This is a genomic window from Klebsiella sp. BIGb0407 (assembly GCF_024807845.1).
Lineage (GTDB): Bacteria > Pseudomonadota > Gammaproteobacteria > Enterobacterales > Enterobacteriaceae > JGM124.
This window is the reverse complement of sequence record NZ_JANUEQ010000001.1, coordinates 545,406-563,437: the sequence shown is the minus strand read 5'-3', so window position 1 is coordinate 563,437 and position 18,032 is coordinate 545,406. Positions and strand designations below refer to the sequence as shown.

Annotated in this window: 15 protein-coding genes and 1 pseudogene; 6 read left to right on the top strand and 10 right to left on the bottom strand. The window is 42.2% G+C overall.

What is annotated here, in order from left to right; translation table 11 throughout:
• Positions 1-21 precede the first annotated feature (21 nt).
• The 5 genes and pseudogenes from M2387_RS02640 to M2387_RS02625 all read right to left on the bottom strand — a co-directional run bounded on the left by M2387_RS02640 (position 22) and on the right by M2387_RS02625 (position 4,296).
• A complete protein-coding gene (locus tag M2387_RS02640; protein ID WP_259046978.1) occupies positions 22-828 on the bottom strand; it encodes a trypsin-like serine peptidase in 807 nt (268 codons plus the stop codon).
• A gap of 84 nt (positions 829-912) precedes the next feature.
• The gene (ydgU, locus tag M2387_RS26005; RefSeq protein ID WP_462442472.1) at positions 913-996 is read right to left on the bottom strand and encodes a small membrane protein YdgU; all 84 of its coding nucleotides are present in this window, start codon (positions 994-996) and stop codon (positions 913-915) included.
• An 88-nt stretch (positions 997-1,084) separates the two neighbouring features.
• Positions 1,085-1,354 (bottom strand): annotated as a pseudogene (gene asr / locus M2387_RS02635) (acid resistance repetitive basic protein Asr); the annotation flags it as partial.
• A gap of 152 nt (positions 1,355-1,506) precedes the next feature.
• Complete coding sequence (locus M2387_RS02630) at positions 1,507-2,991, bottom strand: carboxypeptidase M32 (RefSeq protein ID WP_259046975.1); 1,485 nt, start codon at positions 2,989-2,991, stop codon at positions 1,507-1,509.
• 72 nt (positions 2,992-3,063) lie between these two features.
• Entirely contained in the window at positions 3,064-4,296 is a 1,233-nt protein-coding gene (locus M2387_RS02625; RefSeq protein WP_259048262.1) for an MFS transporter, read from the bottom strand.
• A gap of 169 nt (positions 4,297-4,465) precedes the next feature.
• Between M2387_RS02625 and M2387_RS02620 the strand changes: the two genes are divergently transcribed.
• From M2387_RS02620 to bioD, 3 genes are all read left to right on the top strand, one after another.
• Entirely contained in the window at positions 4,466-5,377 is a 912-nt protein-coding gene (locus M2387_RS02620; RefSeq protein WP_259046973.1) for a LysR family transcriptional regulator, read from the top strand.
• Between the two features lie 115 nt (positions 5,378-5,492).
• A complete protein-coding gene (mlc, locus tag M2387_RS02615) occupies positions 5,493-6,710 on the top strand; it encodes a sugar metabolism global transcriptional regulator Mlc (protein ID WP_259046972.1) in 1,218 nt (405 codons plus the stop codon).
• A gap of 126 nt (positions 6,711-6,836) precedes the next feature.
• Positions 6,837-7,517: a dethiobiotin synthase gene (gene bioD / locus M2387_RS02610; protein ID WP_259046970.1), complete on the top strand. Its 681-nt coding sequence runs from the start codon at positions 6,837-6,839 to the stop codon at positions 7,515-7,517.
• 138 nt (positions 7,518-7,655) lie between these two features.
• Here bioD and M2387_RS02605 read toward each other — a convergent pair whose 3' ends face one another.
• On the bottom strand, positions 7,656-7,910 hold the full coding sequence (locus M2387_RS02605; protein WP_259048260.1) for a DUF1161 domain-containing protein: 255 nt from the start codon (positions 7,908-7,910) through the stop codon (positions 7,656-7,658).
• Positions 7,911-8,334: 424 nt separating this feature from the next.
• Here M2387_RS02605 and M2387_RS02600 point away from each other — a divergent pair, with 424 nt between their 5' ends.
• Positions 8,335-13,689, top strand: coding sequence for a hypothetical protein (locus M2387_RS02600; RefSeq protein WP_259046969.1), 5,355 nt, complete (start codon positions 8,335-8,337; stop codon positions 13,687-13,689).
• 38 nt (positions 13,690-13,727) lie between these two features.
• Here the strand turns inward: M2387_RS02600 and speG are convergent, their stop codons facing one another.
• Both speG and M2387_RS02590 read right to left on the bottom strand, forming a co-directional pair.
• Positions 13,728-14,288 (bottom strand): spermidine N1-acetyltransferase, encoded by a 561-nt coding sequence (gene speG, locus M2387_RS02595; RefSeq protein WP_259046968.1) that lies wholly within the window; start codon positions 14,286-14,288, stop codon positions 13,728-13,730.
• A gap of 66 nt (positions 14,289-14,354) precedes the next feature.
• On the bottom strand, positions 14,355-14,699 hold the full coding sequence (locus M2387_RS02590; protein ID WP_259046967.1) for a DUF1283 family protein: 345 nt from the start codon (positions 14,697-14,699) through the stop codon (positions 14,355-14,357).
• Positions 14,700-14,805: 106 nt separating this feature from the next.
• Between M2387_RS02590 and M2387_RS02585 the strand changes: the two genes are divergently transcribed.
• Positions 14,806-15,132: a YnfA family protein gene (locus tag M2387_RS02585; protein WP_259046966.1), complete on the top strand. Its 327-nt coding sequence runs from the start codon at positions 14,806-14,808 to the stop codon at positions 15,130-15,132.
• Between the two features lie 89 nt (positions 15,133-15,221).
• On the opposite strand, the gene M2387_RS02580 is transcribed toward M2387_RS02585, so the two are convergent.
• Positions 15,222-16,424 carry an NAD(P)/FAD-dependent oxidoreductase gene (locus tag M2387_RS02580; RefSeq protein WP_259046965.1) on the bottom strand — a complete coding sequence of 401 codons (1,203 nt, stop codon included), beginning with the start codon at positions 16,422-16,424 and terminating at the stop codon, positions 15,222-15,224.
• 221 nt (positions 16,425-16,645) lie between these two features.
• Here M2387_RS02580 and M2387_RS02575 point away from each other — a divergent pair, with 221 nt between their 5' ends.
• Positions 16,646-17,164, top strand: a complete 519-nt coding sequence (locus M2387_RS02575) for an RrF2 family transcriptional regulator (RefSeq protein WP_259046964.1) — start codon at positions 16,646-16,648, stop codon at positions 17,162-17,164.
• A 77-nt stretch (positions 17,165-17,241) separates the two neighbouring features.
• Here the strand turns inward: M2387_RS02575 and ydfG are convergent, their stop codons facing one another.
• On the bottom strand, positions 17,242-17,991 hold the full coding sequence (gene ydfG / locus M2387_RS02570) for a bifunctional NADP-dependent 3-hydroxy acid dehydrogenase/3-hydroxypropionate dehydrogenase YdfG (protein ID WP_259046963.1): 750 nt from the start codon (positions 17,989-17,991) through the stop codon (positions 17,242-17,244).
• Between the last annotated feature and the right edge of the window lie 41 nt (positions 17,992-18,032).

The window sequence follows — 18,032 nt, the reverse complement described above, 5'->3', positions numbered from 1 at the left end:
CAGATAAAAATAGCGAAATTCTTACTGACTGAGAGCTGTCAATTTTTCACGAAATCCAGTCACTGCAATAGCCCTATTGTCGGCGAGATACCTGTCTTTTGCCGCCGGGGCCGAACTTTGTACCGCAATAATCTGCCAGCCATCGGGTGTTTTGAGCATTAATGGCGAGCCGCTATCGCCCGGCAAAGTATTGCATTGATGGGAGAGAACCGTAGTTTGTGACCAGCCGGTGATCAGACAGTCGCTATGGGCATACAAGGCATCTAAATGGTCTTCCGGATATCCTGCCTGGGTGACCTTGTTCCCTGTAGTTGCTAAAGCATTATCCAGAGCCTGCCGGTTTCCCGAAAACAAGGGAATGGGTGTGATACCTTGCGGTGCATTATGCAGCACAATTAAACCGAAATCAGAGGGGGCTGCACGCGAAGGTACAATCCAGCCATCTCCATCGGCTTTTAAGCGACGGGCGAGGCTGTTCTCAACCCGGCCTTCGATATTATGGATTTCATAGCGCCAATGACTTTTGTGTGAAATAAAACGCAGCACGACCGGATTATCGAATTTACCCTTCGGCGCTTCAAGCAGGCAGTGTCCGGCGGTTAAAGCCAGCTGTGGTGCAATAAGGGTTGCAGTACATAAGTTGCCACTGGCTGTTTCCAGTTGGCCGATAGCATCCCAGGGCGCACTGGCTGTCTGGGCTACCGGAACACGATTATCCTGACCAAAGAACAGTGTTTTTGTCTCTGCCTCATTGTTTGCAGCATTGGCTGTACCGAGGTGCGATACCAGGCAAATAGTGCCCCAAAAACAGACCCGACTTTTGTGCATAACACTCTCTGAAGACAATGGTTTTTAACTATTCTAGCGGCTAAAACAGGTACCGACAAAACTAAAGCAATATTAGCGGTCAGATTAATGCAGCCAGAAACTGAAGGTCACCAGACCGCAGACAATAAGCAGGATTAAAATAAACTCAAACCGATAGCGTTGAAACATATGTCTGCCTCCAAAAAAATACCCGGTAATACCGGGTATTTTTGTGTTTGCACACTATCCCTGTGGTGCGGTCACTTTTTTATGCAGCTGGTTGTGCGGGTGCTTTTGCTGAAGATTTATGATGTTTTTTGGCAGATTGCGCTTTCTGTGCAGCTGCGGGCTTAGCGGCTTTTTTATGTTTAGCAGCCTGAGCTTTCTGTGCCACTGGCGCTTTCTGATGGTGTTTCACATGATGTTCTGTTTTGGCCGTTGTTGTCGTAGTGCCGGTAGAACCTGTGGTCGCTGTAGTATCAGCGGCAAAAGCAGCAGAAGACAGACCCATTGCAGCGGCAACAACCAGAGCTAATACTTTTTTCATCTCGATACCCTCGATATTTGTTTGCGTTTCAGCCCCGGTACGGGGCCGTTGAAATGAACTATAGGCGGGTCAGCGCAAAGCTTCAGTGAGTGATTGGTATCGGCGTGTAACGGAATGTACAACGTCGGGCAAGATACCCGACGTTGTGGCTGTCAGAGGTAGCGAGATTCTAAATGTTTGCGGAAATGCAATGGGTTAAGATCTTCACCTGTCGCATTGGTTATCAGCTGAGAAGTGCTGAAACGGCTGCCATGTCGCCAGATATTTTGCTCAAGCCAGGTAAATAGCGGGCCGAATTCACCGCTGGCAATCTGGTTTTCAAGCTGGGGTAAAGCACGGCGTGCTGCGGCAAATAACTGAGCTGCATACATCGCTCCCAGGGTATAAGACGGGAAATAACCAAAGGCGCCGTCAGTCCAGTGTATATCTTGCATACAGCCATTACGGTAGTTTCCGGCAGTAGACAGACCAAGCCACTCCTGCATTTTCTCATCCCACAGAGCAGGAATATCATCCACTTCGATATCACCTGAGATCAACGCCCGTTCAATCTCATAGCGCAGTACCACATGTGCAGGGTAACTTATCTCATCAGCATCGACGCGAATAAATCCACGTTTGACTCGCTGGATTAATTTTACCTGGTTGTTCAGTTCAAATGCAGGTTGCGGACCAAAATGCGCGATAATTTTTGGCAGTAATTGCTGCTGGAATGGGGCACTACAAGCCAGTTGCATTTCAAAAAATAAACTTTGTGACTCATGAATCGCCATTGAGCGAGCCAGCGCGACCGGCTGACCAGGCCAAGCCCGGGGCAGATTTTGCTCATAACGCGCATGGCCCGTTTCATGAATCACGCCGTAAAGGGCACTGAATAATTCATCTTCGTTATAGCGAGTGGTGATTCGAACATCCTCTGGCACACCGCCACAGAATGGGTGAGCACTGACATCAAGACGGCCGCCTGCAAAATCAAAGCCCAGCATGTTCATGGTATCCAGGCCTAACTGGCGTTGTTTTTCTATAGCAAAAGGTCCGACAGGTGTGATGACGGATTCTTCTGCTTGTTTGGCTAGCACGGTTTGCAGCAAATCAGGTAGCCAGCTACGCAGCGAACCAAACAGGCCATCAAGTTTTTCGCTGGTCATGCCGGGTTCATAGATATCCAGCAGCGCATCGTAAGGCGAGATCCCTTGAGCATCTGCGCGTAAACGGGCTTCTTCACGGCTTACGCGTACCACTTCTTTCAGATTCGCGGCAAATCCGGACCAGTCGTTTGCCGGGCGTTGAGTTCGCCAGCCATGTTCACAGCGCGAACCTACCAGAGATTTTTCTTCCACCAGACTGTCAGGCAATAAAATCGCATTCTGATACTGGCGGGTGATTTCAATGAGATTGGCACGCTCAATATCATTGAGATCTTCTTGCTCTGCATCACGTATCAATAGCGCGATTTTTTTATCGCTCAGTATCTGATGGCGTAACACGCTTAGCTCAGCCAGAGCCTCTCCGCGAGCCTGGCTACCATTGACCGGCATCATGGTTGCCATATCCCAACTGGCAATCGCATTAAGATGATCAAAACGGGACAGACGTAAGAAAATACGACTTAAATCAGTATAGTGTTGCTTTTCCATAGGGCCTCGTGGACGGGAGTTTATGCGCACGAAAATAACATTAACTCCGGCTGAACACGAGGCTATACCCGATTAATGTGTACGTCGATGCAGTCTGCAGCCGATAATGACTGCTCCACAGAGTAACAGACCTATAAATCCGACTATGCCTGTCCAGCCATACTGATGCCAGAAAACGCCGCCTAAAGTCCCTGCCACACTGGAACCCAGGTAATAACAGAATAGATAGAGTGATGAGGCCTGGCCTTTCGCACGACGAGCACGGGCTCCTATCCAGCTACTGGCAACCGAGTGAGCCGCAAAAAAACCACCGGAGAACAGCGTCATACCGATAAATATCATGCCAAGAGCAGAGGATAGGGTGAGCACCAGACCCAAACCCATTATCAGTATCGCGCCAGTCAGCACCGGGCCTCGGCCATATTTTTCGGTCATGATACCGGCTTTAGGTGAACTCCAGACGCCGGTCAGATAGACCAGTGACAATAAACCAACCACAGCCTGACTCAGCCCCCATGGAGATGACATCAAACGATAACCAATATAGTTAAACAGCGTAACGAAGGACCCCATAAGTAAGAAACCTTCGACAAAGAGCAGCGGCAAACCGCTATCGCGCAAATGAAGATGAAAGTTGATCAGTAACGATTTTGGACGCAGTTTAATCGGCCGGAAATGTCGGGACTCAGGCAAAATACGCCAGAACATCAAGGCAGAAGCGAGGGCAAAACAGCCAATCACAGCCACTGCCACGCGCCAGCTAAAAAAGTCACTCACAACGCCACTTAATAAACGCCCGCTCATACCACCGATTGAGTTACCACTGATATACAGTCCCATAGAGAAAGCCAGCACGCTGGGATGCATCTCTTCACTGAGATAAGTCATGCCGACGGCGGCAACACCGCTTAACGAAAGCCCCGTCAGAGCGCGCATAATGAGGATCCCGTGCCAGCTGCTCATCAGGGTTGACAGCAGGGTGCAGCAAGACGCCAGTAACAAGGCGGTCACCATGACTTTTTTACGGCCAATCGCATCAGATAACGGACCGGTAAATAATAAGCCTAATGCCAGCATTCCGGTGGAGATAGAGAGTGATAAACTACTCCCCGCAGGTGAGACATGAAACTCATCAGAGAGCAGAGGCAGAATCGGCTGGATACAGTAGAGCAGCGCAAAAGTTGCCAGACCCGCGGAAAACAGCGCCAGGGTCACACGAATAAAGGACGGCGTACCACGTTTAATAAACGCCGATGTTTGGGCAGGGCTGCCTGCATCAATCCTTTCTCCGCTTGCCAGGTTGATGTCAGAAGTGGAATGCACAATAGATCCTTAGAGCAAGACAGACTCATATTAATTTCAGTTACTGCTGGAGCTAAACTTTGCTAGCGGCAAGCATATCAAGAGCTTCAGGGTAGAAAATTGCCAATGTTCTGTCTAATATATTAATAATCTCAAATGATACTTAAAACGTATGAATATAGAATTGCGTCACCTCAGATATTTTGTTGCCGTGGCCGAAGAACTGCATTTCGGACATGCCGCCGAGCGTTTGCGGATCTCACAACCGCCTCTCAGTCAGCAGATTCAACAGCTGGAAACGCAAATAGGCGCGCGTTTGCTGGCGCGAACCAATCGTAGCGTGGCGTTGACGCCAGCAGGACAGCAGTTTCTGCTGGATGCCAGGCAAATTCTGAGTCAGGTAGATGACGCTGCATTACGCGCTGCGCGCTTGCATCAGGGGCAAACGGGGGAGTTAAAAATGGGATTTACTTCCTCGGCTCCGTTTATTAAGTCTGTTTTTGATAGTTTGTCGACTTTTCGCCACCGTTATCCCGATGTTCATATTCAAATGCGAGAAATGAATACCCGTGAACAGATACCCCCTCTGAATGAGGGAGAGCTGGAACTCGGATTAATGCGCAATACTAAGCTGCCGGACACCCTGGAGCATCGCGTCATATTGCGTGAACCGTTACTCGCTCTGGTTCATCGATTACATCCTCTGGCTGAAGCATCATCAGTGTCACTGACGCAGTTAGCTCAAGAACCCTTTGTGTTTTTTGACTCACGAGTCGGTACCGGGCTGTATGAAGATATTCTGGGATTGTTAAAGCGCCATCACATTACCCCGTATATTACTCAGGAGGTGGGTGAGGCGATGACGATTATTAGTCTGGTCTCCGCGGGTCTGGGCGTTTCTCTTCTACCGTCGTCTTTTCAGCGCGTCAGATTAAGTGATGTAGTCTGGTTACCTGTTGATGAACCCGATGCCCGTTCAGAGCTATGGCTGGTATGGTCAAAGCATCGCGAACTATCACAATCAACAAAGAAAATAATTGCCTTATTAACGGAATCATCCGCCCACTTGCAAAGTACTGATTAAACCCGGATTATGTGTGCCATGTCACAATTTGGTGCAAATATTTGACGTCTCTATAAGAAGTGTTTCACCATAGATAAAAATTTATTTCGCAGCGCGAAAATAAAGGGAGAATTACGTGGTTGTTGATAGTCAACCGGGCCATATTGACCAGATAAAACAGATGAATGCAGGTGTTGTTTATCGCCTGATAGATACCCATGGCCCGGTGTCGCGTATTGATCTCTCCCGACTGGCACAGTTGGCTCCGGCCAGTATTACTAAAATTGTGCGAGAAATGCTTGAAGCCCATTTAGTTCAGGAAACGGAGATTCAGGATCCCGGTGGGCGAGGGCGTCCTGCTGTCGGCTTAATTTTAGATACTCAAGCCTGGCATTTTCTGGCGTTACGCATAACTCGCGGTGAGTTATGGCTGGCATTACGTGATTTAAGTGGTCGGGAAGTGGTTGAAGACAGCGTTGCGCTGGAACTTGAACATCCCCAGCCTCTGCTGCTACGTATTCAGGAGCATGTTGATCAATTTTTTGTTCGCCATCAACATAAGCTCGAGCGTCTTACGGCAATTGCTATCACATTGCCCGGTATTATCGATACTGCCCGCGGGATTGTGCACCGAATGCCATTTTATGATGTTATCGATATGCCGCTGGGCGAGGCGTTATCAAACCGTATTGGTGTGCCGGTCTATATTCAGCATGATATTAGTGCCTGGACGATGGCTGAGGGGCTGTTTGGTGCCTCTCGTGGTATCAGTGATGTGATTCAAGTCGTTATTGATCAAAATGTCGGTGCCGGGGTTATTACAGGCGGACGTTTACTCCATGCCAGCAGTAGTTCTCTGGTCGAAATTGGCCATACCCAGGTCGATCCCTTTGGTAAACAATGTTATTGCGGTAATCATGGGTGTCTGGAAACGATAGCGAGCATGGAAAGCATTCTTAGCCTGGCAGAGCAGCGTATGAGCCAGTCGATGAGTTCTATGCTTCATGACAAACCGCTTACGATTAACTCGCTCTGTGATGCGGCGTTACAGGGCGATTTGCTGGCTAAAGATATTATTGCAGGCGTGGGTCAGAGTGTCGGACGAATTCTGGCTATTATGGTGAATTTGTTTAATCCGCAAAAAATTCTCATCGGATCCCCGCTCAATCAGGCTGCCGACATCTTACATTCGGCTATCAGAGACTGTTTACGCCAGCAGTCGTTACCTGCCTATAGTCGCCATATCATTGTAGAAAGTACACAACTTAGCCATCGTGGAACACGCGTGGCTTCAGCGCTGATTAAGGACTCAATGTATAATGGCATACTGTTGGTACGTTTACTGCAGGGCTAAAATACACCCTGACGCATAAAACATTGCGTTATCTCAAACTGGCATTGCAGTCTTTCTTTTAGACTTCCGGAATTGAATTACTTTTCGTGGCACTCAGTGACGAATATAACTGCCGGGAGCATTATCATGCTTAATCGCCTTTTTATCACGGGTACCAATACCCGGGTTGGAAAAACCGTTGTCGCGCGTGCGTTGTTACAAGCTCTGGTTTGTAGTGGAAAAAGTGCTGTAGGATATAAACCCGTGGTCCGAAAGGGCCCAGGCAAACAACCCGCTAATCAAAGCAAAGAAATTGCAATATTACAAAGTGCTTCCAGCCATATTTTACCTGCTGAAGCTATCAGTCCCCTGGTATTAAATGAAGGTGGAACGCCCGGGACTCCGGCTCAAATGGATTACAGCCTGATGTCAAACGGTCTGGCAGATTTGAGTCATCAGTATGACAGCGTTATGATCGAAGGCTGCTCAGGCTGGCGAAGCCTGATGGATGATTTGCATCCCTTGTCAGAGTGGGTGGTACAAGAACAACTCCCTGTATTGATGGTGGTGGGTATTCAGGATGGTTGCATGAATCATGCTCAACTGACGGCTCAAGCAATTCTTCATGATGGATTGCCTCTTATAGGTTGGGTGGCTAACCGTATTAATCCTTGCATGGCAAATTATGCCAGTATTATCGAGGCATTAAGTAAAGTGCTTCCTTGCCCGTTATTAGGTGAAATACCTTATCTTTCTCGTCCTGAAGAAAAAGAGTTAGGGCATTTTATCGATTTGTCTGTTCTCTCTGATTCACCCATTTACGCCTGATCTGAACATCTGAAACAGCTTCACATAAACGGATCTTTAATATTAACAGCCGAGCAGGAATGGCAGGTGATGACTGATAATTGTAAACTGAGTGGATGACTCATGGATTTTTATAAGCCATCCACCAGAGATACAAGACTAGTGCGCATCACTAAAACGGGTATAAACAATTTTGTAAGTATCGTTAGCACAATGACCAACGACACTGTTAGCACCTGACTGATCTACCTCATCATTTGGCACTATGGTGAGTGAGAACCCGGATTCCGGTACGCCATTATTGATGATTTTCTCCTGAATACTGGCCTTCACCGTTTCACAAGAGTTCGGAGCTGCAAGTGCCGACATAGCTACAGTACACAAGAACATGCCCAACCAAATCGATTTTTTCATCATCTATTTCCTTAAAGTGAAGTGAATAAGGATAGCTTCTTCAGCGTAAAATGGTTTAGCTACCTATACATAGTAGAGCTTTTTTTACACCGAGTCAGTAATGCGTGACAATAAACTCTTATTACATTGCAGCTTGCTGTCACCGAGAGACACTCTGATACTACCTGATAGTTTCAGCCGTTTTATGTTATATATTATTATTTTCAGATAGTAGTTGTTTAATGATTTAATAAAACCAACTCCCTTTACCTATTATAGATGATCTTAGTAAGATATAACTATTAATGCATGTATTTTATATATTCAACAAGAAATGTCTGAAAAATAACTTATAAATGCTCTCCTTTTTTATCCATAAAAAAATTATCATAGAACGTTAACCATGTTATTAATGCGGTTATTTGGATAAGCAAGGAAGGTCACTATGCCAGTAATACCTAAAATCTTATTATCATCAACTACCGATACTCTATCTCCCTTAGCACCCAGAAAGAGTAGTATTAATAAAATTGAAACTGATACTGTCGAAAAGATAGCATTAGTAGGTAATAGCCATGATGTATTAAATTTACAGGATGATAATGTTCCCGGTTCAGAAAAAAAGAAAACCTTTTATGATTATTTGAGAAATTATTTTTCGCGAAATAAAAAATATTCGGTACAAAATGACATTAAGCTAAATAATATTCTGAAGCAAGGAGAAGTCCTGCAACAGGATGCTGAAAGTGTGGCTGACCAACTGCAGCGAACCGGTGAAGTTCATCCTCCCGCATTCTCATTAAAAACTAAAAAAGGATTATTAATAGGTACTGCGCTGGTAGTCGCCGGAAGTGGAGTCGGGTTTTATATACGTAAAAGCCCAATGAATGGTAATGCAAATGATACCCATGCTAATGATTCACTTAGTAAAATCCCAAGTATAAAAGAAAAAGTCACTCGTAGCCTCGATGATACTTTTATTCCTGTTTCTAAAAAGCAATATTCAAACATTACTCATACTTCAGCGATAGCTGGTGAGTCTTTAGGTGATAATTTAAAAATAAATAGATATGATAATAATCTAAATATAACAAAATGCCGGAAAAGACTGATAGGTTATATTAATTCATATATTGATATATCTGAAAATGTGGGCAATAAAGAATTGGCCATGATAATGTTATTATTAATGAGTAAATTTCCCTTTCATGAGGCTCGACTGGCACAGATTTATCTTTATGGAACAGGGTTGTATGGGGAAAAAGAGGATGAATTTATTAGTTCAAATGTACAGCGCCAACTGGTGAGCGATTTTCTGGCTAACTTACTATATGGAAAACCTCTCGATGAGTATTTAATTGGTTATTTTTCAAGTAATAGATATATATCAATTGAAAAGTTTAAACGTGAAATAATGAAAAATAGCATTGTTTCATATCACTATCCTTTACGTCGTCATGAATTTAAAAGTATAAGAAATTTATTTCATAATAGATATCTCATACCAACTATGCCAATTCTTTCCATCAATTTTCAGAAATACTCTCAAATACTTGTCGGAAGTATTACTTGGTTTTTGATATATTTAAGTTCAGATGCGGAATGGCTTAACTTAGCTGATTATGATGAAATGGATACTATTCCATATGGTATTGATATATTGTCATATTTTATAAAAGGTGAACTCACTCAAGTTAGTCAAAGTAGGATTGAGATGGGACTCAAATTTCTTGCTCTTTACTCTGATTCAACTCTAAACCTAGAAGGATTACCGGATTTTAAAACATTGTGGAATATACTTTGCGGTGAATTGGAAAAACGCATTGATTTGTCATCAAATATTTCTTCAGTGATTAGTGAAATATCTACCGGTTTGAACAATGTTAAAGGCAATGCATGGTACTCAAGACTTGAATTCGCTAACGATATTTTAAAAAAATATTGTGGTGCTGAAAATCCACGTATTTATTTTTATGCGGATAATTATCCGAAAAATGTTTATTACAGCAGAGAGCCTATTAGTAAAAAGGAATTCATTTATTCGACAGAAAAACAGGCATGGTGTATACATCGTAAGAACCGTGGTCTCAGTATTAAAATACCGACCATAAAACCAATATATGACAAATTACTTAAAGATGCTTTGGATTTAGCTCACAGTACAAACATTATATTTATACAAACAATATTTACACAAAAAGATTATTTTGACCCTTATTTAAATCATGAAGATTTACGGTTTATAGATAAATCAGCATTACATATAGTATCGTTGATAATTACCGAACCCCGTTTTATTAAAGAGCGACTTATTGGACCACCATTAACAAAAATACGTCCTAATGAACAATATATTTTTTTTAAGGCCTTATATCAGGGGGAGCAACGAATTTATGTGATAGATTCATCATATAAAAAATTAATGCGTAGAGTTAATCTTGAAACAAAAAAAATAAAAGAAGATTTGAGTGTTTTTTTCTTGAATTGGTCTTCATATGAAGATGGATTTTTAAAGGTTAACATCTATGAAAATGAAAAAATTAATATTTCCGAAAAAGAACCCACCTCTTTGTTTATTAGTAAGTTGATAGATTATCAAGATAACAAAATAAAAAAAGTCATTAAGAAAAATGAGGATGATTTATTATCCTCTGAAGAAGAAATAATAGCTTTTTTTAAAGAACTGTTTGTTCCATTTTATTCTTGTGTGAAATCTTTTCAAGGTGATAAAGCTACTGATATTTTTACAAATTGCTTGCTTGATATGGTTTTTTTGGTTATGCCTGCGGGGGAAAAAATTTTTAATATGGCGAATAAAGTTAGTGGAAGGTTTATCGATATAGCATTCATGATAGATAAAAGTAAAGTTTTTAAACAAAATGGTAATATATTATGGGGGAAGTTGATAAATGATTTTAGTATTTATAATACTATATTAAATGAACAGACTATGTTAAAGATCTCATCTTTTGAACTCCTTAAGAATGCTCTTGGTATTTTTGATCCTGGTGTCGGTCTCATGAATGAAATATTAAAAATGGTAGATAATACCGTTATGACTATTTTTAAGGGAGAGTTAATCAGACTTTCTTTCGCTACCATCAAGCAATTATCAACAATAGCAGAGTTCAGTGTTCGGGCCAAATCAATATTGGACTCGTCAAAAAAAGTGGCTGTCAAACTCTCTAAGCCTTCAGGAAGATTAAAATCCTCCAATTATTATAACAGTAGTGGAAATGTCACTTTTCCCCCGGGTCTGTATGGCATTTCTTATTATATTGGTGATTATTATGCTTATTATTCAAATAGAAAAGAAGTTAACCTGTTACTAGGGCTGACAGAAGAGATAACAGAAAAGGGTGAGCCTCTCTATGTAATGCTGGGCGAAGATGAATTTAAGGGCGTTATTTTTCAATGTATTTTAGAGGGGAGTTATCTGCAAGGTTATAAAATTACCCCTTGGGCATCATTAGCATCTTATTCTAAAATATTAACCTCATCAGGTAGCAGGGATACACTAAATGGACATGAGGTTACCTTTGATATGGATACAACTTCGTCGTTTATTTCTATTATTTCTTATCCTGATTATCAGTGTTTATTTTCTGAAAATGGTGTTTCACCGGAAAGATTATTGAGTATTTTTAAAATAAATGATATTTATTATTTATTCTACCCAGAAAATAAAACGTTACGTCCTCTGTATGAAGGTGATAGAACAGATATAAGGTTAACATATCAAGAAGAATCTCTGTATAGCATAAAAAAAAATGATAAACACAGCTTAATTATTTATGCGGATTTATTAAATAATAATACAACACCTGCAGTTTTTAACAGTAATTATTCATTAGATATAAACTCTTCATTAACCAAAGCTATTCTTGCCCAGAAAAGTAAGGAACTGTATTTTTTATCTGGAAAATTATTCATGAATTGGGACAGGAAGATTTTTGAACTTGGTGTGACAACGATTAAAAATCAGTTTTTTGTAAAACCAAATAAATATGAGGCACCCTATTTTATTGTTGGTTGGCACTCTTCAATAAATGATATTCGTCCTGTAAAACCCTATCTTAAAAAAAGTTCATCACATGCTGGTAGCCGTCTGGAGAGTTTTGTTAACCAAAATTGCGTTTATGGTGATAGACTAAAAAAATTCCCTACACTTTTGTTAAGTGGCGCTATTTCCTCTTATTCTGATATCAAGTTAAAGATTCTGGGTTATTATTATTCTTTAGATTTCTCTGCTAAAGGTAAAATATACTTAAAATGTAATGGCCCTGGTGGTGTTATGGCCTATAAAATATTTTATGATCTATTTACTGAAAGTTTTGAACTATTTCCCACTAATCAACCACAAGATGTCTCTGATGGTGAAAACATCTCACCTTATGACAAACTCATCAGTCATATTTTTTCAGTGAGAAAATTTCCAAAGATGGCTGAAATTATTAATATGGAAAGTAAGGATCTTGAAAATGAATTAATTATCAAACTGAGACAGGCTGCTTTTCTGAAACGACTTAATCCCATAGAACGACTGGATACATTGCTGATGCCTTTAGTGCAGGTTTATTCATGGGAACTCCATCATGATACGCGAATTTTTCAGAAGAAATATCCAGCGATGGCTCTATGGATGACATGGCAGCGTCAGTTGAATTTTTTATTTGACAACTCAGAATCCTTTGATTTTTCTAACGTGAAGGAAGTATATAAGGCATATATTCAAGACGTCAGGACTCATAAATACTTAACTTATAATGATAATTTTCTAATGAACAACAAATATGCAGACTATGATGCTGCATGGGTAAATGATGACCAGAAAGAAAATTATCTAATACTACATCGTGCCGAAAACTATTTTTACACAAAGCCCCTGAGTTCTGATAATGTTACCATGGAATGGTTTCCTCGAACTAAAATGCCTCTGTATCCTTCGTCAACACAGTTTATGTATGAAAAAGATGTTCATCCAACAATAACTGTAGATATAAAAAATGGGAATATAATAATTATCGATCCAATTATTGGTGAGGTTAAAACTGAACGTTATTCTTTGGATGCTGTAATCGAACATATTATTATGTCACCTGATGGTAAGTGGTTTGTGACTTTTGATAATTTTCGTCATGCACTAATTTATAATTTGCAGGAGGAGAGTCTTATTCGTACAGTAAACGCTGGAGACATCATAAAAGTAAAATATTCTACTAAATTAGCGAATGATTTCAGTGGTGACTATTCTTTATTAATTTTAACTGATGCTGGAGAAATTTATTGCCCTAAAGGAAATGTATGGTTTCAATGCGATGGGAACAAATTACTATGGGCTCCTCCGGAACGCTATTTCCCAGAATTTATTAGTCAGGATCAGCGTTTTCTGGGTTTTCATCATGAATGGAAATCTGAAATTCTGCTTTATGACCAAAAGAGAGCATTGGCTACTTTACTCCATAGGCCTGAAAGTGGGGTGGTTAATCAAAAAATCAATGCAGTGGCTTTCTCAATATTGAATGCAATAATTGCTTTATCATTTGAGGATGGTAATGTTTACTTATATGACTTGGTTCGGGAACGATCTGGCTCTGTTCTTAATCCTATCACCAATATTAAGTTAAATACTATTTTAAAGAATAATGGCTGTAGTAATATTATTATGCGTTTTGAGGGCGTTTTCGATAGTTTGACTTTTATTCATCCAGAAGAGATCTTTAACCCAAATAACGAGGAAAAAGAGGTGGTTTATGTACGGATTAGTTATAGCTTTGGAGAAACTGATTACAGCGACTAATATCATCAATGTATTTTTCAAGAGTAACCCAGTAATAACTACTGGGCTGTTGACTGCAAGATATTCTGTTCCTGTTTCTTATGTTGTTCCAGAAATTGATGCTGAAAAATACACATCCTGATCGTCGTCCGGTATTGACCATTGATAAAAAATTCGTCAACCAGTTCACCTTCGGTGATAAAACCTAACTTCTTATAGATATGAACGGCTTTTTCGTTTTCTTTATCCACTATCAGGTAAAGTTTATAAAGATTGAGAACACTGAAACCATAATCCATTGCAAGGCGAGCGGCTCGGGATGCCAGGCCTTTACCCTGATACTCCGGTGAAATGATGATTTGAAACTCTGCCCGACGATGAATATGGTTTATCTCTACCAGTTCAACCAGGCCTGCTTTATCACCATTATATTCAATGACAAAGCGACGTTCGCTCTGATCGTGGATGTGTTTATCATATAAATCAGAAAGTTCGACAAAGGCTTCATAGGGTTCTTCAAACCAATAACGCATCACGCTGGCGTTATTATCGAGCTGATGAACAAAACGCAAATCTTCGCGTTCCAGTGGTCGAAGTTTAATGGTTAAATCACTGCTCATTGGAAACCTTGAGAATTGAACAAGCTCCTGATTAGCAGGAGCTTGTTATAGAAGAGGGGTATTGAGTTACGGCTTAGCTACACGGCCATTGCGGCGATCCAGACAACGCTGGGTATTGGGCTCCCAGTAAACATTGATATCGACGCTTTCCATACATTTATCGCGTAAGTCGACAGCATGGGTGTCTTTATCAAAGTCCTTTTCAACCCGATTATTCACTTTGCTGCGCAGTGAGCGAGTATCATTCCACTGCTCTTTTTCCATCGCCGCTTGCTGCTTACTTTGCGCGCTGTCACCGGACTCAATGATGAGTTTGCTGGTTTCTGCATGCGCTGCCTGTGTGAATGCGAAAGCACTTAAGACCAGAGCCAGACTGATATTCGCTAAAGGTTTGAGAAGGCTTGTCTTCATAACCGTTTCCTTTTAAGGTGTAACACTTCTGAATATTATATCACTGCGAGATGCGTGCGCCTATGCTCGCCGCATCCAGTCCTGATAATCCGACTATTCTGACACTATGATCAAAACAACGTTGCTTTTTTTTGTAACCGCTTTAGCGGAGATTATTGGCTGTTTCCTTCCCTGGTTGTGGCTCAAACGTGATGGATCGCCATGGCTCTTAGTTCCTGCAGCTCTTTCTTTAGTTTTTTTTGTCTGGTTACTGACCCTGCATCCTGCCGCTAGCGGACGGGTATATGCAGCTTACGGCGGAGTATATGTGATAACCGCGTTGTTATGGCTACGTTTTGTCGAGGGGGTAAAACTTAGCGTTTATGACTGGAGTGGGGCGGCGATAGCCTGCTGCGGTATGCTGATTATTGTTGCTGGCTGGGGTAAATCATGATTCACGGAGCCGGTACTGCTTATTCTTCGATCACAGGGCCAGTAAAGCTAACTGTCCCTGTTTGTAACAACGAATAGAAGGGGTGAGTATTAAACAAATAAAGCGAGTGGATCCGCAGCCGCAAATGCACTTTCACGGTCAGCTTTTGGTGGATAAATTAATTCATTGGTAATAGAAATTTTGATTTTTTTTCCCTCTTCACCCACATATTTTACTTGCTGTTCCCATCCTTCGGTATAAACCGCTCCCCAGGCTCCGAGATCAAGACAGGTGACATAGTTTTCTTGTCGATAGGGTAATGGACGGATATTGATTAAACTCGCGGCGACATTGTGACCCGCAAATTTACCCAGCTGGATAGCATGCTGACAGGTCATCAGCGCGGTATTTCCAAGTGAATCGGTCTTCGCATGAGCAACGTCCCCCGTTGCATACACATCGGGTAACCCAATAACTTGCAAATTTTCGTCAACATATAAACGTCCTTGGCTATCTCGCTCGACGTTGAGTTGTTGAGTTAACCGGTTTGCCTGAACGCCAGCGGTCCAGACCACGGTTAAAGAGGGTATATGGCTGCCGTCCTTCAAGGTTACGCCAGAAGCATCAATCGCGCTGACTTCGGTATTTAATTTCCACTCAACGCCTAATTCTTGTGACGCTTGTTCAATAACCGTGCGCAACGCATCGCTATAGCGTCCCCCGATAACGTCTCCTCGTTCAACTACGATAACTTTAGTCTTAGTTTTTTCACCTAATAGACGCGTTAATCGAGATGGCAACTCGGTAGCCAGTTCAATTCCAGTAAATCCTCCGCCACAAATAACGACCGTATTACGCGCGGCAGATGACTGTTGCTGTGACAAATTCTGAAGATGATTTTCGAATACTTTTGCTGATTCAAGTTGATCGATATCGAAGGTAAATTTATCACATCCTGGTATCTGAGGGCGTCGGGTATTGCTCCCCGTAGCAAGCACTAAGCTTTCATAGGTAAGCGTGGCTAGTTTCTTTGACTTGTCATGATAGATAACTTTTTTGTTATTTGAATCAATAGATTCAACTGTTCCTGCAATGAAATTAATGCCTGCAACGGCAAACAAATCTTCAAGGGGTGAAACTAATGATGCGACATTTTCTTCATAAAATCGTGGCCGCACGCGTAGCTCGGGTTGGGGAGCCAATACGGTAATATCGATATCATCACGCTGGTTTAAATCAGCCAGTCTGGCGGCGCTGAGAGCTGACCACATGCCTGCAAAACCGCTTCCGACAATCAGTATACGTTGTTTCATTTTCTCACCTTGTTAATTTTCGTGCCATGGCTCTGGATTAACTACGACTATACTTGTCGCACTTAACTCAGACAAGATCTTTCGGAGTTAACGGGGTGGTATTCTAATGTGGTTTATTAATATCATGAAAAATAATGAGATTTTTATTTAGTATTTTGTATGCATTCTGTGGATCCTAAAAACATGTATAATGACTACGACTTGTAACAGCGGAGTTTTGTATGGCATTTTACAGTTCAGGCGTGGAATATGGCATACATAGTCTGGTGTGCATGGTTGATGGAAAAGGTGATTTACATGACATGAATGTTCGCGAACTCGCCGAATTACAAGGTATTCCCTATGATTACCTGGCAAAAATTTTCACCAAGTTCTCCCGGGCAGGTTTAGTTGTGAGCACCGAGGGAAAAGGTGGCGGTTTCCGGCTGGCAAGGGCTGCGGAGTTAATTTCTGTCCTGGACATTGTGAAGGCCATTGATGGCCCTAAATCCATGTTTGAATGTAAAGAGATCCGGCAGAGAATGGCCGTTTTCGATGAAACACCGCCTGCCTGGGCCTGCGAAGGGATTTGTGGTATTCGGGGCGTGATGGATAGTGCCCAGAGAAGAATGGAAGAAGAGTTATCCCGTCACACTATCTTAGATCTGGCACGAAAAATCCATCGTAAAGCGCCCGATACTTTCGCGATTGAAGTTCAGGAATGGATTAGCGGACGAAGGCAGGGGCAGCCTGAAAAATAAAGTTTAATATTTTGAGACCGAGGAAAGAGAGTGGTCACCAGCAGGAGCCACTCCCAGGAAATAGTCTCGCTTGTCGATCAGCTGTTGCGGTTGACGCTTAACCCGGCAAAACTCTGACTCACTGGCATCATTTCCAGCGTATTAATATTGACGTGCTTTGGTAAGTTCGCCACCCACCAAACGGCCTCTGTGACATCTTCCGGGGTTAATGCGTTGGCATTTTCATAGGCCAGTTCTGCTTTCGCATCATCACCTTTAAAACGCACATTAGAGAACTCTGTTCCGCCCACTAAACCGGGTTCAATATCTGTAACACGTACCGGGGTTTTTTGCAGATCTGCGCGCAGATTAAGGCTGAACTGACGCACAAAGGCTTTTGTTGCACCGTAAACGTTGCCTCCTGCATAAGGCCAGCGGCCTGCGGTAGAGCCAATATTAATAATATGGCCACTATTACGTTCAACCATGCCCGGTAACACCGCATGGGTCATATAGACCAGGCCTTTATTGTTGGTGTCGATCATGGTTTCCCAGTCATCGAGACTGGCTCTGTGTGCCGGTTCTAAACCTAACGCCAGGCCCGCATTATTGACCAGTACATCGATATTACGCCACTCTGCTGGCAGTTCGCCCAGTGCTTTTTCTATTCCGGCACGGTCGCGTACATCAAGGGCAAGGGTCAGGACGGCATCACCTAATTCGTGCTTCAACTCTTGCAGCCTTTCCTCGCGGCGACCCGTAGCAATGACTTTATGCCCATTATTCACAAAACGACGGGTAATACTCTCACCAAATCCTGCCGTTGCTCCCGTAACTAATATAATCATCACCATTTTCCTTTGTACTTTTATTGTATGTAAATACCTTA